The sequence below is a fragment of the Calothrix sp. NIES-2100 genome (assembly GCF_963875285.1).
Taxonomy (GTDB): domain Bacteria; phylum Cyanobacteriota; class Cyanobacteriia; order Cyanobacteriales; family Nostocaceae; genus Aulosira.
Genome location: NZ_CAWNLA010000001.1, coordinates 8,110,663 through 8,136,625, shown reverse-complemented (window position 1 = coordinate 8,136,625; position 25,963 = coordinate 8,110,663). Strand labels below are relative to the sequence as shown.

The window sequence follows — 25,963 nt, the reverse complement described above, 5'->3', positions numbered from 1 at the left end:
ATAGACAAATAGCAGCCGACAACATGATCACTAAAGCTGCTTAAAGTTTGGCATAAATTATTACAGCTTTGAAGCCCTGAGTGTGGAGTTTTGGCAATTCTATAGGCCAAAGTGGCAAACTTTACAATCTTTTGATTTTATATTTACAATTTACTTATAAATTTTTAATCATTCCATTCTCCCCTGGGTGGAATAGGAGCGCGCATAGGAGTACGCGTCAGTTCGTCGTCTCTAGGAACTTCACCTCGTAACCATTGCCGAATCGCTACTTCAATCACTTTACTAGGGTCATTGGTTAAATGCTGAATTTGCTCTACTAACTCGGAGTCTAAGCGGACAGCAATTTCTACCTTATCGACTTGTCTGTGTTCCGCATCGGTAGGTTTTTCTTTCATATTCATAGGTTTATATACTCAGGAATTTTGGGTTCAAAAGCTTTATCAAGCAGTTCTATTATGGATTGGGGATTAAGTTACTGAAACAAATGCAAAAATTTATAGTTACATAGTTCCCCGAAATCTTACCAAATTAACAGCCGCTGCATACAAGTAGAGGTTTTCTGGGAATTTACCAGAAAATAGCTAATAAAGTTTTGTCAGTAAATCAATCGTTACGAGCGATTACAGGTTGAATTACCCAATAGCTCTACACTATCTACTTATACATATTTATTGTACGCTTCTAGTTGATCAATACCAGCAGCGAACAATAGACTTTTATTGGGGCATTGGGCTTGTGGCGGGACAAGGGATAAGGGAGATGAGGGAGATGAGGGGGATGAGGGAGATCGGAACTTACGCAAAACAGAACGAAAGTAGCGGTAATTCCTGAAAGGGAGCAACGCAAGAATAAGGTTTTCGGTCACATATTGCCTCAGTCCTAGAGATGATGGAGACAAGGTAACGCGGTGACGCGGAAGGCGACAAGGAGGACAAATGACTATTGCCCAATGCCCCATGCCCAATGCCCAATGCCCCATGCCCAATAACAAATGACAACTGACAACTGACCATTGACTAATAAAGCATTAAAATACATTAAGTAAATTGCTCTCTCTACCTTGGTTGCTTTTTCAGCAAAAATAGTATATGACTGACGTTCCCGCAGTTCGCATTCGCAATTTTTGTATTATTGCTCACATCGACCACGGGAAATCCACCCTTGCCGATCGCTTACTCCAAGCTACTGGTACTGTTGAAGATCGGCAGATGAAGGAACAGTTTCTCGATAATATGGATCTGGAACGGGAGCGCGGCATTACCATTAAGCTGCAAGCTGCCCGGATGAACTACACGGCTAAAGATGGTCAGCAGTATGTGCTGAATTTAATTGATACGCCGGGACATGTTGATTTTTCTTATGAGGTGTCACGCTCTCTTGCTGCTTGCGAAGGGGCGCTGTTAGTGGTAGATGCTTCCCAAGGCGTAGAAGCGCAAACTTTGGCTAATGTCTACTTGGCGCTGGAACATAATCTGGAAATTATCCCGGTGTTGAATAAAATCGACTTACCAGGAGCAGAACCAGACAGAGTTATCGGCGAAATTGAAGAAATTATTGGTTTAGATTGCAGTGGTGCGATTTTAGCCTCAGCCAAAGAAGGTATTGGCATTGATGAAATTTTAGAAACAATTGTCGAGCGCATACCGCCAGCCCCCAATACTGTAGATCAACGCTTACGGGCGTTAATTTTTGATAGCTACTACGACAGCTACCGGGGAGTGATTGTTTACTTCCGGGTAATGGATGGTAGCGTCAAAAAAGGCGATCGCATTTATTTAATGGCTTCTGAGAAAGAATATGAAATTGACGAGTTAGGCGTTCTCTCTCCGACGCAAAAGCAAGTTAACGAACTCCACGCCGGGGAAGTAGGCTATTTGGCAGCCGCAATTAAAGCTGTAGCTGATGCGCGGGTAGGGGATACAATTACTCTTGCCAATGCTAAAGCGCCAGAAGCTTTACCTGGTTACACAGAAGCTAACCCAATGGTATTTTGTGGGATGTTCCCTATCGATGCCGATCAATTTGAAGACTTGCGGGAAGCCCTAGAAAAGCTCAGACTCAATGATGCGGCGTTACATTACGAACCGGAAACTTCTAGCGCGATGGGATTTGGTTTCCGTTGTGGCTTCTTAGGTTTGTTGCACATGGAAATTGTCCAAGAACGCTTGGAAAGGGAATACAACTTAGATTTAATTATTACAGCTCCTTCAGTAGTTTATAAAGTGACTACTGTTAAGGGTGAGGAACTGTATATAGATAATCCTAGCCATTTACCCTCTCCCAACGAGCGCGAAAAAATTGAGGAGCCTTACGTTAAGGTAGAAATGATTACACCGGAAATCTACGTCGGCACGTTGATGGAATTGTCCCAAAATCGCCGGGGTGTTTTCAAGGATATGAAATATCTTACCCAAGGGCGGACGACGCTAACATACGAAATTCCTCTAGCAGAAGTAGTCACTGACTTTTTCGATCAGATGAAATCGCGATCGCGTGGTTATGCCAGCATGGAATATCACCTAATTGGTTACCGCGAAAATCCTTTGGTGAAGTTGGATATTATGATCAATGGCGATCCGGTAGATTCTTTAGCAATGATTGTCCACCGCGATAAAGCTTACAACGTCGGGCGCTCAATGGCGGAGAAACTCAAAGAACTGATTCCACGCCATCAATTTAAAGTACCGATTCAGGCAAGTATTGGTAGTAAAGTCATCGCCAGTGAACACATCCCCGCTTTGCGCAAAGACGTACTAGCCAAATGCTACGGTGGTGACATCAGCCGCAAGAAGAAACTTTTGCAAAAGCAAGCAAAAGGTAAAAAGCGGATGAAATCCGTAGGTACGGTAGATGTTCCGCAAGAAGCATTTATGGCAGTTTTGCGACTAGATCAAGACTAATTCAGGGAAGAGTCAAGGGTCAAGGGTCAATAGTCAGTTGTCTTCCTTGTCCCCCTTGTCCCCCCTGCCCCCCTGCCCCCTCATCCCCTTCATCTCTTCACTAGGTAAAAACTACTGACAGCAAACCTATATAAAGGCTTGATTATTGTTAATTTTTATAAAATAGGTCAGGGTTTACTGACTCGATTTATGGAGATTTATATTCTTTGGTATTTGTGTAAACTTGCTGTATGATTGCAAGTCATTGAATGTAAATTGGAGCTAAATCTAAAAATTAGCAAAGCAAAATTTTTAGATTTTAGGAGTATTAACCAAAAAAATGTTGAGAAATTTAAACTTTTAGTATATATACTCAATGTAATAGTCACACTAATACCTTATAAATATAAGTTTTTAGCTATTTCTTATTTCTCAATCATTGGGGAGTCTAGTAAATGAAGATATTGGTATTAAGTTGGGAGTTTCCACCTAGGATAGTTGGCGGTATTGCTCGTCATGTGGCAGAGTTATATCCAGAATTAGTAAAGCTAGGACATGAAATCCACTTAATTACTGTGGAACATGGTCAGGCTTCGATGTACGAATTAGTAGAAGGAGTGCATGTACATCGAGTCCCAGTAGCTGCTAGTAAAGACTTTTTTCACTGGATAGTTAACTTGAATGACAGCATGGGTCATCATGGTGGGAAGCTGATACTTGAAGAAGGCCCTTTTGATTTAATTCATGCTCATGATTGGCTAGTTGGAGATGCAGCGATCGCTCTCAAGAATAACTTTAAAGTACCCTTAGTTGCGACAATTCACGCGACTGAATATGGACGCTACAACGGTATTCATACTGATATCCAACGCTATATCAGTGGTAAAGAAAATTTATTAGCTTTCAACGCTTGGCGAATTATTGTGTGTAGCGAATATATGCGCCGAGAAGTAGAAAGAGCGTTACATAGCCCTTGGGATAAAATTGATGTAATTTACAACGGTATTCGCCCAGAAAAGAAACAACATCACGAAAATTTTCATGCTCCAGCTTTTCGCCGCCAATTTGCTGAAGATTATGAAAAAATTGTTTACTATGTTGGGCGTATGACCTACGAGAAGGGTGTGCCTTTATTACTCAATGCTGCACCCAAAGTACTGTGGGAAATGGACGGTAATGTTAAATTTGTGATTGTTGGTGGCGGTAATACCGACCATCTCAAGCGTCAAGCCTGGGATTTGGGAATTTGGCATAAATGCTATTTTACAGGTTTTCTTTCTGATGAATACTTAGATAAATTTCAGACTGTAGCTGACTGTGCGGTTTTCCCCAGTCTTTATGAACCCTTTGGTATTGTTGCTTTAGAAAGCTTTGCGTCTCGCGTTCCTGTGGTAGTTTCTGACACTGGTGGTTTTCCCGAAGTAGTGCAACACACCAAAACAGGCATTGTTACCTGGGTGAACAGTCCCGATTCGATTGCTTGGGGTATTTTAGAGGTGTTGAAAAATCCTAGTTATCGCCAATGGCTGATTGATAATGCTTATGAGGACTTAGAGCGCCGCTTCAGCTGGCCTAAATTAGCTCAGCAAACACAAGCAGTATATCAGCGAGTAGTCAAAGAGCGATCGCGAGTAGATTGGTTTTAAATTGCACAAGCAAGGAAAAATCAAACAGAGAATAAAATATTACCCTGCATTTTTGGCGTTAAAAAACAGTACAAGCCTTGTACGCTGGGAATTACACCCCTTCTGGTGAGAGAGTTAGCAATAATTGCAGTTTGCACCAGAAGGTTAGCATGACCAAGGCCTTTCCAAATATAGCAAAGTGGTTAAAAAATGTAGGAACCATGTTGCTGAAGATGGGAACCACCTTCATAACCCATATTACAGCAAACTTGAGACGCTACTTTCAGGACATTACCGAGGATGTCGATTCTCCCTTACCGCCCTACCCTTCCTTACCTGCTTTACCTGCCTTACCTTCCCTAGCTGGGCCTGTTCATAACTTGGGTGGGGGTGGAATAGATGTAGAGGAGGCGATTCAATGGATGATCCATCAGGTAAGGGGTGGTATTAACTGCTCTACCAAAGTTAATGTTGTAGTCTTGCGCACCTATGGTAATCACGATTACAATCGTCTAATTCAGGGAATGAAAGGTGTGAATTCCGTAGAGACGCTGATTATTAGCAATCGCCACGATGCCAACAAAGCGGAGATTGTTGATAAAGTCCGCAAAGCTGATGTGATTTTCTTTGCTGGCGGCGACCAATGTCAATACATCCGTAACTGGAAAAACACTAAGCTACAGGCTGCGGTTCACTCAGTTTACCAAAGAGGTGGTGGAATTGGCGGCACTAGTGCCGGTGCTATGATCCAAAGTGAATTTGTCTACGATGCTTGTGCTTCTTCTGAAGAAGGCATTGAAACTAGAAATGCACTGGAAGATCCGTATCAGGATATTACCTTCACCTACCAGTTTTTTCAATGGAAGCATTTGGTAGGAACCATTGTTGATACCCACTTTGACAGGCGTAAAAGAATGGGGCGAATTATGGCTTTTATCGCCCGCCAAATTCAGGATGGCAGATCTCAACGTGCTTTAGGTATCGCCGTTAGTGAGGAGACATCGGTTGTCATTGATAAATACGGTATGGCGAAAGTGATGGGGAGGGGTGCAGCATATTTTATCTTGGGAGATCACCCCCCAGAGATATGTAAACCCCGTACACCTCTAACATTTTACGACTACAAAATTTGGCGTGTTCCCCGTGGCGATACCTTCGATTTAAAAAACATTCCTACAAGGGGTTATTATCTCCGCAGCGTCAAGCGGGGAAGGTTTAGTTCAGATCCATATTAAAAGATGGGCATGGGGCATGGGGTAACAGTCAACAGTCAACCGTCAACAGCCTCCTCTAGCCCCTTCCATTTCCCTCACACCAGGGTAGTTTGTTTGCGTAAACTTTGAATTGTGGCGATCGCATGTTTTGCTACAATATCAATCTCCTCTGGGGTATTGAAGCGGCCAATGCCAAAGCGCACTGATGCATAAGCTAGCTTTTGAGGATGTCCCAAGGCGGTGAGAACATGGGAAGGTGCTGTAACTGCTGAGTTACAAGCAGAACCTGAAGAAACCGCCATTACTGACTGTAATCCTAAGCCCAATGCAGCCCCGTCTAATCCGTCAACACTAATACTCAGGTTTCCCGCTAGGCGTTGGGTAGGATGTCCGTTGAGATGAACTCCTTCTATTTGTGAAAGCTGTTCCCACAGTTTTAACCGCAGTTGCGTGAGGCGTTGGTTTTCTGTCGCCTGTTCTGCTAAAGCGATTTCCACAGCTTTACCAAATCCGACGATTTGCGGTGTATATAAAGTACCCGATCGCATTCCCCGTTCATGTCCACCGCCATGTTGCTGCGGAGCTAATTGCACTCTGGGGTTGCGTCTGCGGACATATAAAGCACCGATACCTTTCGGACCGTATACTTTATGTGCTGTCAGTGACATTAAGTCAATTTTTTGCGCTTGCACATCCAAGGGAATTTTACCAATAGCTTGGGCAGCATCGGTATGGAAAATAATATTGCGATCGCGGCAGATTTCGCCAATTGCTGACAACGGCTGCAAAACTCCAATTTCGTTATTTGCAGCCATCACTGACACTAAAATTGTCTCTGGACGTATCGCTTTTTCTAACTCAGTTAAATCAATTAACCCATCTTTTTGTACGGGAAGCACCGTAATTTCAAAACCGAGTGTTTTTAAATATGCACAGGGATCGAGAACAGCTTTATGTTCTGTCGCCACTGTAATAATATGCTGTCCCTTTTGAAAATAGGCTTCTGCTACACCTTTAATCGCTAAATTATTAGCTTCCGTCGCACCACTGGTAATGACAATTTCTTCTGGTTCGGCGTTGATAGCTGCTGCTAAAATTTCCCGCGTTTGTTTCACAGCTGCTTCTGCTTCCCAACCGTAAACATGGCTGATACTTGCTGGATTACCAAACTTTTCTGTGAAGTAGGGAAGCATTGCTGCTAATACTCGTTCATCGACGGGGGTGGTAGCATGGCAATCTAGGTAGATGGGACGATTAGACATAATCAACTCAAAATTTGACTTAATTTTTTTAATATCCTGAGAACTTGATACGATTCATTTTCTCGCTTGGATAAAGTAAATTTATCAGACAAAGCATACTCAGATTTATCTTGCTGGAGTAGCTTGATAAATTGGAAATCTTCCCCACTGGTTACACAGCCAAACACAGGTTTGTCTGGGTGAGGATTAGCTAGCATATAAGCGATCGCTTGAGGTATAGCTTCTAAAAGGGAAAAACTAGCTCTTTTAGATTCAATTACTAACAACCACAGTTGTTCTTGAATAACTAGAACGTCAATGCGTCCTCTAACAATTTCGTCTTTATCCTCAATGGCAATTTCTATAGACTCTTCTGTAGCTAGTAAAAATGGCTCACGATAAAATCCCGCTAAATCTAGTAAAGGAGATAATACCACCATTTTGACTGCATTCTCTAAAATTGGTGGGCGCTTTGCCAATCTGAGGAAATTAGCTTTAACTCTGTCGAGATATTGCTTTTCTAAATCTGTGATTTCTGGGAGAGAATCAAACCACTCTGGAAAAAAATCTTCACTTTGGGACTGTCTCAGAGCAAATCGTTCTTCTAAATAGGCAAGACCTACATTCTGGGCTGGGATGACTTGAACCATAATATATATAATAAAAGTGATATTATCATTTTAAAGCTTTACAAAAAGTTACAATTTTATAATTAATTAGCGAAATTTCCCGATTCCTGGAGAGTAGTCTACCGCAATGGCATACAGTGAATTTACTCTTTCTACAGTTAGAGAAAAATTTGGCTTAATTATAGAGGAAGCAGATAATTTATTCGTCGAAGTTTCTGGTATAGAACCCAGCCAAACCTTACAAACATTTCTGAAAGAGAATTTAAATTTAGCAACAGCAATTAATACAGAAAAGGCTCGTTCTGAGTTAATTATTACCCCAATTTTATTAGAAGTGCGACGAAATTTTAATTTTCAAGTAGGTTTTTTTTCAGGGACTGAGTTTAACGTAGATAGTGAATCGGGACTGAATGGATACTGCGATTATATACTCACTGCATCTGCGGAAATATATGAAATTCGCACTCCTGTAGTAACTTTGGTAGAGGCTAAGAATGAAAATATTAAAGCGGGTTTAGGACAATGCATTGCGGAAATGCTTGCAGCGCAAATATTTAATCAGCGTCAGGGAAATAATATTCCCAAAATTTATGGGGCTATAACTACTGGTACAGATTGGAAATTCTTACAGCTTGCTGATAAAAATTTATCTATTGATAAAAGGGATTATTATATTGTCGAAATTAATCAGATATTAGGGATTTTATCAGTTCCATTTTCAACTTAGTTTAAATTCGCCAGACTTCACCCACTCAACCTCCTTCTCCTCACAGGAGAGGGAGGAGTAAGAAAATTATAATTGCATCACACTCACGTTAATTTAAAACTTGTCCTAGCTTTTTTAAGATAGTCAAAACAAGATATAATTCGTTTTCGCTTCTATATAAAGTAAATATCACACCATTCTGGAAAAAATTGCTCATCTTCCGATTTATGCAGAGCAAAGTTTTCCTTTAAATAGGACAAAGTGACATTTTCCCCTTGGCTAATTTGAACTATAGGTTATTGCACAACCTAATATTAGGTATGTGGAGCATTTTCTTAATTCTAGGATGATGCACTGGCGATCGCTGCCAATTCCTGCAATTTAGTTAAAACCTGTTGAGCATGATCTTTAACTTTCACATTTGTCCAAGTATAAGCAATGTTACCATCAGGATCGATGAGAAAAGTTGAGCGCACAACACCCATATATTCCTTACCCATAAATTTCTTTAATTGCCAAATTCCATAAGTTTCGGCTAAATCATGTTCTGGATCACTTAATAGGGTGATTGTTAAGTTATGTTTAGCGATAAACTTACAATGGGACTGACTCGAATCTGGACTTACACCGAAAATTTTCGCTCCTAGTGCGCTAAATTCTTGATTTAACTCGGAAAAATCTTTGGCTTCAGTAGTACAGCCCGGTGTATTATCTTTAGGGTAAAAATAAAGGATAATCCATTGACCGCTAAAATCTCCTAGACTAACGGGAGTTTCGTGTTCGTCAGGAATTGAGAATTCAGGGGCGGGTTGTCCAACTTGGGGCATATTACTCATATTGGGGAAAATAGCGATCGCTTTAAAATTCTACCGATATTTGTCAGCTGCAACAAACTTTCCCATCCCCTTGGGTGTGGCTCAGTAAATCTGGCGATAACTAATTAATAAAAGTGCTAATTTATACTTAAAATATAACTGTTGGTAAAATCTAAATTCGATAAAAATAACCACAGAATATTTATCTGTGGCTTGTTATCCAGAGGAATTGTCAGATTTACAGTTCTAGTTGCAAACTTGGATTGAAACTATATAGGATTGAACAGTTACAGATGGTACGCCATATAATCCGCCATTGCCAATTAACTAAATTGGCAGTTGAATGCAGAACTCGCTACCTTTACCCAACTCGGATTGCACTTCTAGGCTGCCGCCATGTTTTTCTACTACAATTTGACGAGCGATCGCTAATCCTAAGCCTGTACCTTTACCTACGCCTTTAGTGGTAAATAAATGGTCGAAGATTCTCGCTTTGATATCTTCGCTCATACCCTTGCCGTTATCTGCAATCGAGATGAGAACTTGATTTTCTAGCATTGCCGTGCGAATCGTGATTTTTTGCGGATGGGCGGCTATTTCTGGATATGATTGAGTTTTTGCCATCTCATCGAACATATCAATGGCATTAGCCAGGATATTCATAAATACCTGATTTAATTGTCCTGGAAAGCATTGTATTACAGGCAACTCGCTATATTCGGTAATTACTTGAATGGCGGGACGGGAATCATTAGCTTTCAGGCGATATTTCAAAATCAGTATTGTGCTGTCGATACCTTCATGCAGGTTAGCTCTGACTTTATACTCAGTATCAGCACGGGAGAAGGTGCGGAGGCTGGTGCTGATAGACTGAATGCGATCGCTTGCACCTTGCATAGAATTAAGTAATTTTGGTAAATCCTCGCTGAGATATTCTAAATCAATGTCTTGAGCCTTTTCTTGCACAGGTGGGGCAGCATCGGGATGATATTCTTGATAGAGGGCGATATAGTCGAGTAAATCCTGTACATATTCTTGGGCATTGCTGATACTGCCATTCAGGAAGCCGATGGGATTGTTGATTTCGTGGGCGACACCGGCAACTAAGTTACCCAAGGATGCCATTTTTTCACTCTGCACAATTTGCAGTTGCGATTGTTCTAGTTTTTGGGCGTAGGTTTGCGCTTTTTGATAAAGTCGGGCATTTTCTAGAGAAATCGCCGCCTGAGTGCAGAGAAAGTTAAGGACGAAAATGCGATCGCTAGTAAATACTCCACTAGTTGAGCGATTTTTTAAAGATACAATCCCAATTAATTGTCCGTGGCTAATAATTGGCAAGCATAACAAACTCTTTGGTTGTTGACGAATAAGATATTCATCTATGATTGGTAAATCAGTTTTGAGATTGTCAATCATCACGATTTGTTGCGTGTTCTTGACATACTGAATCAATTTCACAGGTAGGTTGGGATTACCATCGAGTAGTTCTGAACAAAGTTGTGTAGTTTCTGGTGTAGCTATAGCGACAACTTGCCATTCACCCTCAGAATTAGGACAGATTAAAGCACAGCGATCGCCACCTGAGTTTTGTAAAATAATTTTTGTGAGTTGATGTAGTAAATCATCGAGTTGCAGAGTAGCAGATAGACTTTGAGAAGCTTTGATCATAGTGGCAATATCAATAGCGTTATTGATGTTTGTGCTATGACCCAGGCTAGATTCTGAGGTATTCAGGGAAATATCTGGAATTGTGCTTGTCAAGCTTTCCCACAGGTTCAGGGGTTGGGAAACTGACTGCAGAATCGGACGCAGTAAATGGGGATAGCGATGTTCTAGATCGTTACTTTTTGCTTTCGCTCCCCAACGAGCATAGCAGTAATAAGCCTCCTGCATATAGACAGCAGCAATTTTTTCTTTGCCCCAACTAAGGTAGAATTTAGCAGTAAGTTCATTAGCGATCGCTTGTTCTGGGATATAGCCATTTTCCTCAGCTAGAGAAATAGCGCGATCGTAGAAATCTATTGCTTGTTGTGGATGTCCTAAAACACGCTGTTCTTCAGCACAAATCAAATCATATCGGTGCTGGCAATTCGTGGGTGCATAGGTAGCCCAATTTAGCAGCTTTTCTTTAGCATCCGCAATTAATGACCATAACTCATCTGTCTGAGAATTTGCTGACAACTGGGTGAAACAGGCTAAAGCTGTATAAAAATACAGTGTTGGTATATTGAGCATCCCAATACCGCCGCCAGCATTCAGCTTTGCTTGTTGACAATGATAAAGTGTCTGGTCATGGTACTCGAATAAATAAGTTAAAGTTACTTTGCACAGATGGAAATGCCATAACCCCGTTTTGTCGTTGGCTTGTTCCAGATTTGCCAAAGTTACCCCTTCATCAAAAATTGTGCCTACTAATTTGGTAGGGTTCTCACATTTTCCTAAAAGATTGGCAACGGTTTGGTGGACAATATGCAGGTAGCCTAAGAATGCTTGTTGTTTGATGTTTGCCAAGCCTATGCTGTAAGCCTGACATTCTGTTTCTAAAGCTGTGAGTTCTTTACCGACAAAATAAGCATGAAAGGCGTAGGTATAACCAGAATAGCCAGCATAAGTAAGAGCGCCAACTTTTAGTCCCAGGGTATAGGCTTCTTGTAATGGCTGGAGAGTTGTCGCCGCATTTTTCACCCAGTGAACAGTAAACTTGCTGGTCATGTATAAAACTTTAGCGGCATATTCTTGATTATTAAATTTATCTACTAACTGTAAAGCCAGTTGACCAAATTCATAACCTGTTTTAATGTCACCAACTACACCACAAAGTAATAATCCGTAAACCACATATCCAAAGCTAGAGGCGGGAATATTACCGTGGGTAACTGATAGCTGCACCTGCTGACAGCAAATTAAAGGATACAGGGATGGAGATGCTAAGTAAGTAGGGCCACTAATCTGAACTAACATTCGCAGCAGTGCTTGGAACTGAGGCGCAGTCATCACAGGTAAGTTTAACAGCTCATCTGTAGAACGTCCTGCCAATTGCTGTTGGGTTTGTTGGAGAAAATCAACAAAATCTTGTTTATTCGGCTGACTGGGAAATTCAATTCCAAAAGATTTGAGAAAGTTTAAACCCGTGGTGACAGCTTTGGTAAATTCACCTTGGCTTGTGTAAGCATCAATTTTAATTTCATACACCTTGGCAGCATCCAACAAACTCCGAGCTTGTTGCAAGACAATTTCCGCCAAAGTTTCCATCTGCACCAAATCTGTATTGAGATAAGCAGCTTCAGCCGCGCTACTATAGCAAGCTAATGCCAAATCATACTGAGTTTGCCAGCTATCAGTCGGCAGCAAATTACAGGCATATTTTAAGCAATAGGTAGCAGTATCATAGGCAGTAGTAGCGATCGCTTTTCGTCCGGCTCTCAAGTTTAGCTCTACCAGCCTTGCTTGCTCTAGGGTATCGCTGATGAGCGTACAGCCAATATTCAATTGGTTAACGATATCAAAAATTTGCTCCTCTAATTGTTCAGCAGATGTATGGTTTAATAAATGACGACCAATTGTCAGATGCACAACCTGTTTCTCCTCCTGGGGAATCAGGGAATAAGCAGCTTGCTGGACGCGATCGTGTAAGAATTTGTAAGCAACGGTAATCCCATCACTGTAGTTATCATTTAAACCATCCCCTTGAAAAAACTTGTAGGTTTCACTGATGGGTAAAATGAATCCTTCCTGTAACCCTTTCCACAAGTCAGTTGCTACCTGCTGCGGCAATTGTTCTGAGACAATCGCCAAAGTATTCAAGTCAAATTGATTACCAATACAAGCTGCCAGTTTGAGAATATTTTGAGTCTCATCAGGTAATTTTTGCAACTGCTTGGCCATGAACTCCACCACATCATCGGTTAATGCAGCCTCGCGTACCTGAGTAATATTACATTGCCAATGTCCAGCCTGGATATTAAAGGTAATGAATTGCTCTTGATGCAGAGTTTTGAGGAATTGCGTCGCAAAAAAGGGATTCCCCTGGGTTTTTTGATAGACTAATTCTGCTAGAGGTTGTGCCAAGACTTCAGCACATTTGAGCATATCTGCCACTAACTGATTCAGGCTGGTTCTACTCAAAGATGCTAAGGTAATTCTGTTAATTGTAGCTCCTACTTTGCTGACTTCATTTAAGGTCAGCATTAACGGATGTCCGGGAAATACTTCGTTATCCCGATAAGCTCCAATCAGCAGTAAATACCCCTGTTCCCGCTCACTCATCAACAACTGCATCAATTTTAAGGATGCGGAATCTGCCCATTGCAAGTCATCCAAAAACATCACCAAGGGATGTTCGGGAGTGGTAAAGACTTGAGTAAATTTCTGAAACAGCAAATTAAACCGATTCTGCGCCGCCGTACCCGATAGTTCTGCTACAGGTGCTTGTATGCCAAGAATACATTCCAATTCAGGGATCACATCAATAATTACTTGGGCATTATCTCCCAAAGCGTCAAGAATGCTGGCTTTCCACGCTTGTAGTTGGGTATCAGATTCTGAAAGCAACTGTCCCATTAAATCCCGAAATGCTTGGACAAAGGCAGAGAAGGGGATATTACGATTGTACTGGTCAAATTTACCTTTAATGAAATAGCCTCTCTGGCGGACGATTGGCTTATGAACTTCATTCACAACCGCTGTCTTCCCAATTCCAGAGAAACCAGCTACTAGCAGTAATTCTGAGGTACCGTTGCTGACTCGCGCAAAAGCATCTAAGAGTGTCTGAACTTCTGCTTCTCGTCCATAGAGTTTTTCGGGGATGGAGAAGCGATCGCAAATATCCCGTTGCCCAATGATAAACTGTTCAATCTGGCCTGTTTGGTTTAACTGTTCTAAGCAAGTTGCCAAATCATGCTTTAAGCCTAAAGCACTTTGGTAGCGGTCTTCGGCATTTTTACACATTAACTTAGCAACAATTTGCGCGATCGCTTCTGGTATTTGAGAGTTAATTTCATTTATCCTGGGTGCAGGTTTGGCAATGTGGTTATGCACCAGTTCTAAAGGATCATCACCAGCAAAAGGTAACTGTCCCGTCAACAATTCAAACAACGTCACCCCTAAACTATAAAAGTCTGTACGGTAGTCAACGCCACGATTCATCCGCCCGGTTTGCTCTGGTGCAATATAGGCTAATGTGCCTTCTAACACATTTGGGTGCTTGATTTCTTCGTTTTCTTTCGGTAGTAGGGAAGCGATACTAAAATCAATTAGTTTGACTTGTTTCGATTCTGGATGAATCAAAATATTAGCGGGTTTAATGTCTTTATGAATTACCCGATTTAGATAAAGGTGATGGAGAATCTCGGCTAGTTGCAGCGCGATCGCCAGTGAATCTAATAAATTTAATTTATGAGTTTGTGTATATTTTGATAAAGCTATACCACCAAAATCCTCCATTACCAGTGCATAGCCATTGCCATAAGGTAACAGACAATCGGGGCAAATCACACCAGGAATATTGAGATTTTTAGCAATGGTGTATTGATTACGAAAACGTAACAAATCATGGAAGCTGGGATAATCTTGTTGCAGCAATTTAATTACTACCGAACGCTGGCTTAACTCTTCGACTCCTCGATAAACTATCGTCCGATTACCCACATACAGTTGCTCAACGATTTCATAGCCAGGTAGGAAGGGTAACGGATTTGTGTAAGTATTCTTTACCAGCCTCATAGTCTTAAACAGAATTTCAAAAGAAATTGTTAACAAGCTTATGTTTCCCTAAAATTTGCTAAATAAAACAATTTCCTTCCACTTACACATCCAATTAATGGAAGTAACATTTTATTAACAAATCATATTTACTTTGCTGATTAAGTGTTGCACTGATATCCAAGTAATTTGAGGCAATATCGTCTGTAAACCCTTGTCCTCACTGGCTTAGAAATTTGTTACTTCCTAGTCAAAAAAGCCTTTATTTACAATAAAAGCTGATGCACGACTTTTTGTATTCACAACCGGAAATGAAGAACTGGTAAGGCTTGTGCAAAATTTTTCGGTTTACTGAATTTCCCTTTGCCAAAGTATCTCTGCTATGCGGGTCATTCCCGCTTTCAGGTGACGGCGGTAGGTACTAAAGGGTAAATCTAATAATTCGGCGGCTGTTTCTTGGGTTGGGGCGGGTTGTAAATAAGTGCGATGGATGACGCGGTACAATTTTTCGTCACGGGGTGATGATTGCAAGGATTCTGCTGCTTGTTTGAGGAGAGTTTGCAAAGCTGCAACCTTTTTGGCTACACTACCTGATTCTGTAACTTGTTCTTCTACTAAACGCGAGAGTACTTCGTACACGCTTCGCGATCGCAATAATAAATTCTGATGTAATGCGTCAGAACGTGTAAAGTTACGCAAAGCATCTTGTACTGCTGCCATAAATTCTGATTGACTGAGAACTAATAGCGGTTGACTTGCGGGTGTGGTGGCTGCAACTACCTCCGAGGCGGCAACTTCTCTTTGTGCTAAAAGTTCTTGCCATGCAATAGGTGAAACTATCCGCCAATCATGGCTGTATACGCCGTAGTTTCGTCCCCCGACTGTAAAATCGGCAGCAGGCGATCGCGCTAAATCAAAGTATGTTAGCATGGGTGCCCATTCTTCTGGTTGGGCACAGGGTAAAAATGTATATGCTAATCCTGGGGTTTTTTGGAAATATTGCACAAAATTGACGAAAATTAGGCTTTGGATTGGCGAAACGCTTTGATAGGTATCCCGCGCCATCCAAAACCTGAAGATTGTTGCACCTTCCTGTGGGCGTAAGGGTGCATGTTTTTGCAAATATTCCCAAGCGGCAACAGCCCCAGGATCAATATTAATCTCTTCTCTACTAGCTTCATGTAACGCCACCATAATTGCAAATCCGGCTGGTGTTGGCTGGGAATCACGAAATACTAAGACATTCTGGGGTTGATGCTGTAACCAATGGGCTGCAATTCGCGCTGATTCTTCACCTTCATTGGTGGCGATCGCTTCTAAAATTGTATCTTTGTCAGTTTCTTTAAATCCATCAGTTAACAAACTACTCTGTTCACCCCAAGTAAAACGGGGACGAATCGCCGGATTATCTCGATGGAGAAAAATATAATCAAATAACACCCGATGTTTTTCTAACCCTTGAGTTTGTCCTAAACGTTGGCTGTAATAGTTACGGGCTTGATGATGCAATTGGGCATAAAAATCAGGATTTCGCCAACGCAAATCGGCAATTAAAACTTCTCTAGCTAAATCATGGGGAAATAATCCTAATTGTCCGGTTTCAATAAACGAAAGTCCCCGCAACCATTCAAATAAATTATGAGTATCTGGTAACTGCAATATTTGGGTGAGTAATGCTTCGGTAGTTAGCCTGACTACAGCACAAGCTTGTAAAGCCATTCTATGTGCTGGTGTGGGTACTTCTTTGATAAATCTTTCGAGTAGAGTTGTGATAATATCAGGTGCAGTTTCCAATGGAAAAGAAATATCCTGCCCCTGTGCTAATACATCTGATACTAAGGATAATGCTAAAGGATATCCGTGGGTAAAGTTGAGAATTCCTGCGTGATGGTTAGCGGGAATCTCTCTTTTTTGCAAGTAATTTAAGCTTTCTTCGGGACTGAAGTTGCGTAAGGGTAAAATATAAATTAAAGCTTGCCATCCAGGATCGCTACGCCAATTTTCGGAAGGAGAATTACGTCCTGCCAAAACTACCAAAGTAGCAAAAGATAAGTGTGGTAAAAATTCTGCTTGCAGCCATTCATCTAATGGATAAATATTTTCGTATGTGTCAATAAAAATCACCTGGCGTTTTTCATTAGCAGCCAGTATTTGTAAGGTATAATCGCCTTCTGATAACCCTATACTAGAATTTACAGCATTTAAAAAAGATTCTGGTGCAGGTTCTAAGTTCCTGGCTTCGATGTTAATTGATGGGATTTCTAGCTGTTTACATAAATTTTTAAATTGCTGTATCAGGCTGGTTTTACCCACACCCCCAGGGCCAAAAATATGCAAAATATTGAAAGGCAACTCTTTCGATATAATTGTTTTTTTAAATAAATTTATTTCCTTTTCTCTACCTACAAATTTGCGATTTCTTTCCCAAGATAGCCGTTCTGATAGTGATGGCATAAACTTTATCTCCCAATCAATTTTTAGCGGGATGAACTGATGAGAAATTAATAGACATTTGCTGAAATTATTAATTTATTGTTAAATAATACTTAGAAAATCGTAAAGTTTACTCAAACACCTCACTTCCAAACCTCTTTCCATCTCCGCCCTCTCCTACCAGGATAGGCTTTGAAACCCCCATTTCCTACAAGGTACAGGGGGTAGGCAGGTTAGGTTTATAAAATTTTTGCGTAATAAAAAATACTTTTCCAACATCTTTTTAGAGACACAGATGAACAACCGCTAAAAAATCTTCAGCAATGTCTAAAAAATTAGAATTAGCAACATATACAAAAAAGTCTCTTGACTACAAATTATGCATTCGTAATTAAGAAACTTTTTTAAGTATCCCACAAAATTTTCAGCTTGATGATTTTAAATTGCAAAAATTTAAATTTCTCAATATAAGTAGCCGTCATGAATTGCATACACCAGGAAACATAAAAAAGGGACTAGGGCTAGGGGCTAGTATTTTTTGGAGTTCCCTTAGCGCGTAGCGTCCCCCAGGGTAGCAAGCCCAGTATGCAGCGATTGCTTCCTTCGTTCCTCTCTTCAAGACGCTGCGCGAACGCTGCGGACAGAGCATGTTATGTTGATTTAGTCCGATCTACTTATAATTCAAATAAGAATTACGAATTATTCTAAGCTGTTGCCCAATCTCGTAATGTTTTGCGGTGGATTTTACCTGTTAATCCTTTGGGTAGTTCTGGCAGAAACGCAATCTTTTCTGGGACTTTGTAAGCGGCGATTCTTTGATGCATAAATTCCATTAATTCGATTTTGCTAATAGAGTATTCTTCCCGCAGTACCACAAATGCTTGGACAATTTCACCCCAAGTTGCATCTGGTAAACCAATGACTGCTGCTTCTTTGATAGATGAATGTTGATATAAAACTGCTTCGACTTCTAAAGGTGAAATATTAGAACCACCCCGGACGATAATTTCTTTTTTACGGCTGACAAACCAGTAATAATTATCTTCATCCATCCAAGCTAAATCGCCTGTGTATAACCAACCATCTTTTAATACTGCGGCGGTAGCTTCTGGCTGATTCCAATAGCCAAGCATCATCGCTTCACTTTTGACTAAAACTTCCCCAACTTCACCTTGGGGAACATCTTCCCCTTGTTCATTAACTAGTCTTAGCATCACTCCTTGTGTAGCTTTACCAATCGAACCCAGGCGTTTATTTTCTTGAGGGTTCATGCTATAAGGAATTACTTCAGTCATCCCGCAGCCTTCGAGAATTTCTACCCCAAATATTTTTGTAAATTGTTGTTGTAGGGTTGGGGGAACTGCATCACCGCCAGCAAAACAAAGTTGCAAAGTATCTAGACTATATGCAGCTATTTCTGGGTAGTTCACCAAAGCATTGTACATGACTGGTAGTCCGTAAAGTTTGGTAACTCCATGTTGTTGGAGATTCTGCAATACTAATTCTGGCTCAAAGCGAGGCATAATCACTAATGTTGCACCCACACTAATAGCTGCAATCATCTGTAGAGCAAAGCCAAATATGTGACACAGAGGTAACATCACGCCGCTAATATCTGCGTCGGTTAAATTGGTTTGTTGACTATGATATGCGGCTGTAAGTTGTAACTGGAGTTTAGACTAAGCTATGCAAAACGACCCAGCAGGGCTGAGTTAATCACAGACTTAGCGAAATTATGAATAATCTTTAGTATTAAACCGCAACTGATGGCTCTTTACGTGGTCGTGTTACGGTTTTTTTAACAATCGGGCATCGGTTTTTACGGTGACGCTTTTTTCCGGGTTCCCAACCAGGGGACTTTCCGCGAGGTTTGGGTGGAAGGGCTGGAGTACCAATGGTGGCGAAAACTCCACCCATAGCTTGAGCAACTCTTCCAGGGGTTAAATTCCCCTGAGACTTCTGCCAAGGTAGAGGATTGTCAGTCACGATATCACGGGCTAACCACAATTCCCAAGTCATCACAGGCATGAGGTCACTCCATCTTTCACTTTGCTTGGGAGTGCTCAACTGTGGCACTGTCCAATGTAGACGTTGCTTTAAAAAGCGATACCAATGGTCAATGGTAAAGCGACGCAAGTAAAGACACCAAACTTCCTCTAGTGGTGGCATTTCTTCTCCAACCCAAGCTAACCACAAAGGTTTGGACACTCGTTCATTGCCTTGTGTGTCGAGACGTTCAACCCTGATGAGTAACATCGGACGCGCCGCCGCCTTACGGAAATGTAAATTCTTCCAAAGGCTAATCCTTACCCGTTGTAGTTTCGGATCATCCAATTCTAAAACAGATTCTGCATCACTCCATGTTGTGGGTTCATTAAGTTTGAATTTAGACCCGTGTTTCTTGGGACGTCCCTTACCCGAATAAGCTTCAGGCTGACCCCATAAACAAAGATTTGAGCGCAATCGTACCAAAATATCTGCGGGAATACTGGCAGTTTTTAAGACAAAAGGCGCACACCCATATTCACTATCCCAAACTGAAATCGGTCTAACAGGTAAATATTTACACACCTGTTTTAGTTGCCAAATCGCTTTTGAGATTGGACTTTCCCCACTTGTGATCCGTTCATGTCTCAAAGGTAGTGCCCAACTACCTGATTTTTCAGGTATCCAGGCAATTGTGCTATATCCTTGACCAATGGTAATCGGTTTATTTCCTGCTATGGATGCGCCACTATGCTCATAAGTCCTCTCTTGTAACGTTACTGCATCTGGGCGTGACCAGTTTGTATGATCTCCTGCTAACAATGGTCGTTCCTCTGCTGGGATATGTTTGATATATAGCTGCATCAATTTCTGTCTCTGTGGTCTGCTATCTTGTAAGGCTTCATAGATGCTTGGCCACTTGCGTCTAAATACTGGTGATAAGGATAAATCTGCTAAGGAATAAACATTGCGGGTTAGCAATATCGCATCTGTTAATTCAAAGGTCGCATCTTTGGCTCTACCTAAATATTTGTAAGCTACTTGACGAAACTCTTCAAGTCTGGCATTTTTCATGTTGGCAGGTGAGTAATGGTAGTTCTTTTCTCACCTTCTACCAAAAGGGGGACTGTATTCAATCAGACACCCCTTTTTGTTGCTCATTATCTGATAATGATAATCGAATAAGGGGGGTGGGAGAGAAACGAGCGTCGCTCGTTTCTCTCCCACCATTTTCATGATTATCATTATTGTATTATTTTCTCGGCAAGCATACTACACAAAAATTGTTCAAGGTCGCCGATGCTTTGAGACTGACAAGATAATATTTTTAACCTCTAATTCCATTTGGTTTGCGTTCTCTCATATCGCTTTTAGTCTAAACTCCAGTTGTAAAGAGCGATGGGTGTGGGTAACGCCTTTGGGACGGGCGGTAGTGCCTGATGTGTATAAAATTGCCGCGATACCTTCGGTAAGCTTCGCTAACGCATTTTCATCAATTTTTGGCACTTCTCGCTTTTCTTTCGGTTGCAATAGTTTTTCAAATGGATGCCCGTTTGTAATGTCTGTAATATCACTAACTATAAAGTAGGCTTCTATACTATTAATTTTGCCGGAAATCTGCTGAATTTCCGCAAATAAATCCGCTTGGCTGATACAGATTTTAGCTTGACAGTGATTGAGGATAAATTCGAGTTCCGGTGCTTTTAAACGAGTATTGAGAGGAACTGCGATCGCACCAATTTTAAAGCAAGCATAGTAACAAAAGACAATTTCCGGACAATTTGATAAATGTAGAGCAATGCGATCGCCTTTGCTAATCCCCATATTCATCAAAGAAGCAGCGATTTTGTCTGTAATTTCATTCAAGTCTTGATAGTTCCAAGCTTGATGCTCAAAAATAAGCGCTATCTTATCTGAGTATAAGTTACTAGCATTGATGACACAATCACCAAGACTCATAATATATGTCTCCTTCCTTCAAGTTATATACATTGGCTGATCCAGCTTGGATCTGTGCAAGCAAAAATTAATTGCCACCAAGCTGGAAAATATTGATCAAATCTTGTTTACGCCACACCCATAGCTGCACAAAACGCCTCTAAAGACTCAGGTTGCATAAACTTGGTATATAGTGGTGCAATTTTTGGGGTTAACAATTCCAATAACAGGCGGTTTTCAATCCATAATTCAATAACTTCAAAAAATCCACCGCGATTGCAACTTAATACACGCCAACCTTCACGGGCTGCAATTGCTAAAATCTGTTCTTCACTAGCAGTGACATCAATAGCTGCGTGTACTGCTTGAAAGTGACTAGGAGAATCATTTTCCCGAAATTCCACTTCTGCATCACCAGGAACTAATTCCGTACCCAGTGGGTAAACTTCGATCATTGTTCCTCTTTCATCCCAAGCCAAAGCCATATAACTACCAGCATGACTGGGAAATGGTAAAATACGTCCTCCCCAAAGTTCAGCCATGACTTCAGCAACATGACGGGGGTTAGCAGCAGAAATAGAAATGTGGCGAATCATTGTTTGACCTCTTGATGCTTGACAAACTACTGTGTTCAGAATCGATAGTTGTAGTGTGTCTTGCCTGATTGCTCAGATTCCAGGTCAAAAGATGTTCAATTTTTGTTTATTTTAAATTTAACTCTGCGATCTGTTCCATTTTCCGCAGATTTTAGTCATCTTTGGAGTATGGGGTGGCAATCCATGCGTCTAAAATTTTTTACTTACATTAAGTTGCGCTTACATTTATTTATCAGTGATTTTAAGAGTGATTGTCCTCATGGAATTTACCAATCTTCTAAATTATCTAAAAGTCTGATATACCACCTTCTTCCAGCAACATTGGCAATTTGAGCAGCAGTAGAGATAGCATTAGCAAAACTATTAGCATTAGTTGGTCTATAGCTAGTTTCATGACTTTCACAAGCATATCGCCAAGATCTTATGTGATCTCTATGATAACAACTAGAACATCTAATATAAGCATCATCTCCAATCTGAAGCCTACCACCACAGTCTGTGTGATACCATTGGGAAGCATAACCTCCTGATTTCCCTACAGCGATACAAGCAGGACAGTGAATTTTTAAATCGTAATAAGTAGTCATTTTATTTCAACATTTTTGACTTAGTAAGTTATTTTTGAAAGATTTAGGAGTGAATTTATCACTCCCAAGCATTATTAGCAAAACTTAAGAAACAAGTAAAAAGAATAGAGCCGATTACCAGTCATCTCCTATATTGTCCATTAAGGTTCTTAACCATCGAACTCCTGCAAGACTTGTAACCTGACCTGCTGTAGAAATAGCGTTCGCAAAACTTGCTCCTGTACATGGTCGATAATCTGCTTCATGTTCTTCGCAAGCATATCGCCAATTTTTCAGATGTTTTGTATGACTGCAAGAAACACACTTTAAATAAGCATTATCACCTATTTGAATTTTGCCACCACACCCATTAGCATGATTCCATTGAGCAGGAGATCCCCCTGATTTTCCTGCTGCTATACAAGCAGGACAGCGAATTTTTAAATCATAATATGTTGTCATTTGTACCTCTTGTTATTTGCCAGTTATTGACATTTTGATGTCTTGATTATGGTTGCATTAGGCTAATATTTTTAGTTGGTTAATAAATAGATAACAAAACAAGAACTTAAGTTTATAAATAATTAATACAATTATAATATTCTGGAAAACTTTGTCTTATTAATGTTATCTTTTAATAAAAAAATCAACTTAGTATTTTTTAGCCTAAAAAAGATGTGTTTAATCCTAGACAATCTGAAAACTTATCTTACTTGTTGTAGCCGATTCCACCATTCGTTTCCAAAGCGCTTAAACCAATCGACTTGACGAGAATCATTAGCAATATTTTGAAGTCTTTTCATTCCCTCTTGAAGAGTTCCTCGGTCGTGATTATGCTGAGTAGCTTTTTTCTGAGTATTACCAGAAAAATCATCTATTATCCGATCGGTTTCATGTAAACTAGCACCTAATTGCTCCACTGCACCCATCATTTCCAAATTTGATTGATTATTTTGCGAGAGCGGCTGTGATTGTTGTGAATATTTTGGTTCAGGTAAATTTAAAGATTTATAGGGAACACCCAAAATACAGTTGATTACTGGAATAGCATATTTATCAGTTAAATTTAACTGAAGTCCCATTTTTTCACGTCCCCCTAACCAGCAAAGAAAATCCTTAAGTAACCAATCTGAAATTTCATTACCTCTGACTGGAGAAAGTACCCGATAAAAAGCACTAACTTGCAAATTGACTTCTTCCTGTGCATGAATAGCAGAAACTCGAATATTATCTCGGTCATAATGACGATCTATTCGTGTCGCAGAACGTTGGGGTTTAGCTTCTTCAGTGACATATTCCAAGCGTTCTAAAGCACAGAGTACCCTTTCCCATGTATCATCAGCCATTTGTAAGTTAGCTTGAATAGTTTCTTGTATTCCTACTTGCTCTGGTTGATTCTGATGATATTGATTTTGTCTGGAATTAGGATTGTTTGTCATTGTTTAAGTCTCCATAATTAGATGAATTGAGTTTTTAATTTTCAGATTCAACACATTTACTTTCCTTAGTAAATTGGGCAATCTGTTTGAAACCTGTAGCCATAGTGTTTTGAAATTCGAGACTTGCTCGAATAGACATTCTTAGGCTTTCTTCACATATGTAAATCACCTCTCCTGTGTTTAAACCTTGCACTGATTTTGCTAATTCTTTGATTTCAGCATCATTACTAAAGTGCTTGCCTAATTTACTCTTAATAATTAATTCACATTCATCAAGAGAAGGAATTGGCATTTGTAAGACGTGACTGAATACAGAATGTTCTAGTAAAATCGGTGGCAAATATTGAGTAGTTCTCGCTGTAGCAACCACGAAAACATTATCGTACAAACGATTTCTTCTGATTTCATCAGCTAAATCTTCAGCTAGTACAAAACTTTCCATGTTGTATTGCATCTGTTCTGAAAAAACAGAGTCTATTTTGTCAATTAACAGAATTGATGGAGAAGATAGTCGTACTTTACGAAAAATTTCGGCTAAAGTTTGTTTTTCTCTATTTCTAGGATTTTGATTGATTAAATCTAAGGCTCTAACAACAATACATTGGAGGTTGAGTTTTTTAGCAAGGGCAAAAATTAAGGACTTTTTCCCCGAACGAGAACCACTAACTAAAAGAATACCCGGAGGGGTTGTCAATCCCATTAATTTTAATTGTCTGGGATCTTTTAAAGGAGTTTCAATTAAACTGGCTAATTGTTCTTTAATGCTTGTTGCACCAATAATTTCATTCCAAGAAAAAGTTTCTTCTTGTGGGGGTAAATCTCTTAAATTAGTTGGCTGTAATTCCTTAAAAGCTGCTAAAAAATCTTCATCAGTTACTACTGGTTCTCCTATTTTAATATAGTGGCCATCTGAAGCTAATTCAAAAATTCTTCTAAAACAACGCATTGCAGCTTCTTTAGTTAAACTAGATAAGTCTGCTCCAGTATAACCAGTAGTTTTTTTCGCCCAATCTTGAAGATTAATGTCTGGATCGAGGTTAACTTTTCTATTATGAACTTGAAGGATCTCAAACCGTTCTTCTTCTGTTGGTAAAGTTACTTCAATTTCTCTGTCAAATCTACCTGGTCTGCGTAAAGCAGGATCAATAGCATGGGGACGGTTAGTAGCAGCAATAACAACTACATTACCACGATTGTCTAAACCATCCATTAAAGAGAGTAATTGTGCCACTAATTTAATTTCAAATTCTGCGGAAAAACCATCTCTTTTACCCGCAATGGAATCTATTTCATCCATAAAAATAATTGCAGGAGCATTTAATCTGGCTTTTTCAAAGATGTCTCGCAGTTTTCTTTCCCCTTCTCCTACAAATTTAGAAGTAATTTCTGGTCCATTAATAACATAAAATTTAGCATTAACTTCTTGAGCGATTACTCTTGCTAACAAAGTTTTCCCGTTTCCAGGTGATCCGTATAGTAACACTCCCTTTGGTGGTTCAATTCCCATATCTAAAAATACTTGAGGATGTTCCATCGGTAATTGCACCATTTCTCGTAAAAGACTAATAGGTTTTTTTAAACCACCTATGTTAGAGAAACTAACAGATGAACTTTCAGTTTTAACAGATAAACCTCGGAACAGAATGCTTGTTTTTTCATTACATCTTACAGGAACATCTTCTGGTTCTATTTTTAGGACTCGACAGAGAAGTTTTTGACTTATGTCTGCTATTTTAATGGGGATAATAAAGCGGCTTTCTTGAGCTAAAATTATTTCACTACCCAAAATCCGATTTTTTAGATATTGTAAGTCTTTTTCGGTTTGAATCTTAGCAGAAGAATCTCCTAAAAATTCTAACTCTAAAGAAATAGCTTCTTGAATGTCTGATGGTTGAATTGGTTCGATTTTAACAATATCACCTAATTTCAGTAAACAAGTATTAATTAAAGATTGTTCTAAGCCAACATTATAAACTTCCTGAATTCCATTATTTTGAAACTGATTAGTTTCATCATACCAAGCTTGACCATAAGCTTTAACTTGGCTCTCTTGGGAAGAATTAATTTCCACAAATACAGGTTCTCTTTCATTAGTTTGATAAGTTTCATAAATTGATTTAGGAAGAATAACCATATTTTGCCCAATATGATTAGATTCATAAATCGCAACTCTTCCCCACATATAATTAATTTTCC

The 25,963-nt window shown here is 40.0% G+C and carries 18 protein-coding genes and 1 pseudogene; 4 read left to right on the top strand and 15 right to left on the bottom strand.

From position 1 onward, the window contains the following. Positions 1–164 precede the first annotated feature (164 nt). A complete protein-coding gene (locus tag AACU32_RS33125) occupies positions 165–401 on the bottom strand; it encodes a hypothetical protein (RefSeq protein ID WP_096606199.1) in 237 nt (78 codons plus the stop codon). A gap of 687 nt (positions 402–1,088) precedes the next feature. On the opposite strand from AACU32_RS33125, the gene lepA reads away from it, so the two are divergent. The 3 genes from lepA to AACU32_RS33110 all read left to right on the top strand — a co-directional run bounded on the left by lepA (position 1,089) and on the right by AACU32_RS33110 (position 5,739). After that, a complete protein-coding gene (gene lepA / locus AACU32_RS33120) occupies positions 1,089–2,900 on the top strand; it encodes a translation elongation factor 4 (protein ID WP_096606197.1) in 1,812 nt (603 codons plus the stop codon). A gap of 434 nt (positions 2,901–3,334) precedes the next feature. Beyond that, entirely contained in the window at positions 3,335–4,525 is a 1,191-nt protein-coding gene (locus AACU32_RS33115; RefSeq protein WP_096606193.1) for a glycosyltransferase family 4 protein, read from the top strand. A 149-nt stretch (positions 4,526–4,674) separates the two neighbouring features. Continuing rightward, complete coding sequence (locus tag AACU32_RS33110) at positions 4,675–5,739, top strand: cyanophycinase (protein ID WP_339378485.1); 1,065 nt, start codon at positions 4,675–4,677, stop codon at positions 5,737–5,739. A gap of 74 nt (positions 5,740–5,813) precedes the next feature. Here the strand turns inward: AACU32_RS33110 and AACU32_RS33105 are convergent, their stop codons facing one another. After that, positions 5,814–6,980, bottom strand: coding sequence for a cysteine desulfurase family protein (locus AACU32_RS33105; RefSeq protein ID WP_096606191.1), 1,167 nt, complete (start codon positions 6,978–6,980; stop codon positions 5,814–5,816). Positions 6,981–6,982: 2 nt separating this feature from the next. Next, positions 6,983–7,609 (bottom strand): type I restriction endonuclease, encoded by a 627-nt coding sequence (locus AACU32_RS33100; RefSeq protein WP_096606189.1) that lies wholly within the window; start codon positions 7,607–7,609, stop codon positions 6,983–6,985. Positions 7,610–7,715: 106 nt separating this feature from the next. Here AACU32_RS33100 and AACU32_RS33095 point away from each other — a divergent pair, with 106 nt between their 5' ends. After that, a complete protein-coding gene (locus AACU32_RS33095; RefSeq protein ID WP_096606187.1) occupies positions 7,716–8,315 on the top strand; it encodes a hypothetical protein in 600 nt (199 codons plus the stop codon). A gap of 320 nt (positions 8,316–8,635) precedes the next feature. Here AACU32_RS33095 and bcp read toward each other — a convergent pair whose 3' ends face one another. From bcp to AACU32_RS33035, 12 genes and pseudogenes are all read right to left on the bottom strand, one after another. Further along, positions 8,636–9,130, bottom strand: a complete 495-nt coding sequence (gene bcp / locus AACU32_RS33090) for a thioredoxin-dependent thiol peroxidase (RefSeq protein WP_096606185.1) — start codon at positions 9,128–9,130, stop codon at positions 8,636–8,638. 306 nt (positions 9,131–9,436) lie between these two features. After that, complete coding sequence (locus tag AACU32_RS33085) at positions 9,437–14,830, bottom strand: ATP-binding sensor histidine kinase (RefSeq protein WP_096606183.1); 5,394 nt, start codon at positions 14,828–14,830, stop codon at positions 9,437–9,439. 327 nt (positions 14,831–15,157) lie between these two features. Next, complete coding sequence (locus AACU32_RS33080; protein ID WP_096606181.1) at positions 15,158–17,263, bottom strand: AAA family ATPase; 2,106 nt, start codon at positions 17,261–17,263, stop codon at positions 15,158–15,160. 683 nt (positions 17,264–17,946) lie between these two features. Next, positions 17,947–18,294 (bottom strand): class I adenylate-forming enzyme family protein, encoded by a 348-nt coding sequence (locus AACU32_RS33075; RefSeq protein WP_339378723.1) that lies wholly within the window; start codon positions 18,292–18,294, stop codon positions 17,947–17,949. Between the two features lie 78 nt (positions 18,295–18,372). Beyond that, positions 18,373–18,873 (bottom strand): annotated as a pseudogene (locus AACU32_RS33070) (class I adenylate-forming enzyme family protein); the annotation flags it as partial. Positions 18,874–18,994: 121 nt separating this feature from the next. Then, on the bottom strand, positions 18,995–20,302 hold the full coding sequence (locus tag AACU32_RS33065) for an NF041680 family putative transposase (RefSeq protein WP_096597113.1): 1,308 nt from the start codon (positions 20,300–20,302) through the stop codon (positions 18,995–18,997). Between the two features lie 285 nt (positions 20,303–20,587). Then, positions 20,588–21,187 (bottom strand): AMP-binding protein, encoded by a 600-nt coding sequence (locus tag AACU32_RS33060; RefSeq protein WP_096606177.1) that lies wholly within the window; start codon positions 21,185–21,187, stop codon positions 20,588–20,590. 107 nt (positions 21,188–21,294) lie between these two features. Beyond that, on the bottom strand, positions 21,295–21,762 hold the full coding sequence (locus AACU32_RS33055; RefSeq protein WP_096606175.1) for a hypothetical protein: 468 nt from the start codon (positions 21,760–21,762) through the stop codon (positions 21,295–21,297). Positions 21,763–22,028: 266 nt separating this feature from the next. Continuing rightward, on the bottom strand, positions 22,029–22,349 hold the full coding sequence (locus AACU32_RS33050) for a hypothetical protein (protein WP_096606172.1): 321 nt from the start codon (positions 22,347–22,349) through the stop codon (positions 22,029–22,031). 114 nt (positions 22,350–22,463) lie between these two features. Continuing rightward, positions 22,464–22,790, bottom strand: a complete 327-nt coding sequence (locus AACU32_RS33045; RefSeq protein WP_096606170.1) for a hypothetical protein — start codon at positions 22,788–22,790, stop codon at positions 22,464–22,466. A gap of 242 nt (positions 22,791–23,032) precedes the next feature. Then, positions 23,033–23,767 carry a hypothetical protein gene (locus AACU32_RS33040; RefSeq protein ID WP_096606168.1) on the bottom strand — a complete coding sequence of 245 codons (735 nt, stop codon included), beginning with the start codon at positions 23,765–23,767 and terminating at the stop codon, positions 23,033–23,035. 34 nt (positions 23,768–23,801) lie between these two features. Next, a complete protein-coding gene (locus AACU32_RS33035; RefSeq protein ID WP_096606166.1) occupies positions 23,802–25,949 on the bottom strand; it encodes an AAA family ATPase in 2,148 nt (715 codons plus the stop codon). Between the last annotated feature and the right edge of the window lie 14 nt (positions 25,950–25,963).

What these genes read in the sequence shown, in the direction of transcription:
- AACU32_RS33125 (WP_096606199.1), bottom strand. Translation starts at nt 401, where the DNA reads ATGAATATGAAAGAAAAACCTACCGATGCGGAACACAGACAAGTCGAT.
- lepA (WP_096606197.1), top strand. Translation starts at nt 1,089, where the DNA reads ATGACTGACGTTCCCGCAGTTCGCATTCGCAATTTTTGTATTATTGCT.
- AACU32_RS33115 (WP_096606193.1), top strand. Translation starts at nt 3,335, where the DNA reads ATGAAGATATTGGTATTAAGTTGGGAGTTTCCACCTAGGATAGTTGGC.
- AACU32_RS33110 (WP_339378485.1), top strand. Translation starts at nt 4,675, where the DNA reads ATGACCAAGGCCTTTCCAAATATAGCAAAGTGGTTAAAAAATGTAGGA.
- AACU32_RS33105 (WP_096606191.1), bottom strand. Translation starts at nt 6,980, where the DNA reads ATGTCTAATCGTCCCATCTACCTAGATTGCCATGCTACCACCCCCGTC.
- AACU32_RS33100 (WP_096606189.1), bottom strand. Translation starts at nt 7,609, where the DNA reads ATGGTTCAAGTCATCCCAGCCCAGAATGTAGGTCTTGCCTATTTAGAA.
- AACU32_RS33095 (WP_096606187.1), top strand. Translation starts at nt 7,716, where the DNA reads ATGGCATACAGTGAATTTACTCTTTCTACAGTTAGAGAAAAATTTGGC.
- bcp (WP_096606185.1), bottom strand. Translation starts at nt 9,130, where the DNA reads ATGAGTAATATGCCCCAAGTTGGACAACCCGCCCCTGAATTCTCAATT.
- AACU32_RS33085 (WP_096606183.1), bottom strand. Translation starts at nt 14,830, where the DNA reads ATGAGGCTGGTAAAGAATACTTACACAAATCCGTTACCCTTCCTACCT.
- AACU32_RS33080 (WP_096606181.1), bottom strand. Translation starts at nt 17,263, where the DNA reads ATGCCATCACTATCAGAACGGCTATCTTGGGAAAGAAATCGCAAATTT.
- AACU32_RS33075 (WP_339378723.1), bottom strand. Translation starts at nt 18,294, where the DNA reads ATGGATGAAGATAATTATTACTGGTTTGTCAGCCGTAAAAAAGAAATT.
- AACU32_RS33065 (WP_096597113.1), bottom strand. Translation starts at nt 20,302, where the DNA reads ATGAAAAATGCCAGACTTGAAGAGTTTCGTCAAGTAGCTTACAAATAT.
- AACU32_RS33060 (WP_096606177.1), bottom strand. Translation starts at nt 21,187, where the DNA reads ATGAGTCTTGGTGATTGTGTCATCAATGCTAGTAACTTATACTCAGAT.
- AACU32_RS33055 (WP_096606175.1), bottom strand. Translation starts at nt 21,762, where the DNA reads ATGATTCGCCACATTTCTATTTCTGCTGCTAACCCCCGTCATGTTGCT.
- AACU32_RS33050 (WP_096606172.1), bottom strand. Translation starts at nt 22,349, where the DNA reads ATGACTACTTATTACGATTTAAAAATTCACTGTCCTGCTTGTATCGCT.
- AACU32_RS33045 (WP_096606170.1), bottom strand. Translation starts at nt 22,790, where the DNA reads ATGACAACATATTATGATTTAAAAATTCGCTGTCCTGCTTGTATAGCA.
- AACU32_RS33040 (WP_096606168.1), bottom strand. Translation starts at nt 23,767, where the DNA reads ATGACAAACAATCCTAATTCCAGACAAAATCAATATCATCAGAATCAA.
- AACU32_RS33035 (WP_096606166.1), bottom strand. Translation starts at nt 25,949, where the DNA reads ATGTGGGGAAGAGTTGCGATTTATGAATCTAATCATATTGGGCAAAAT.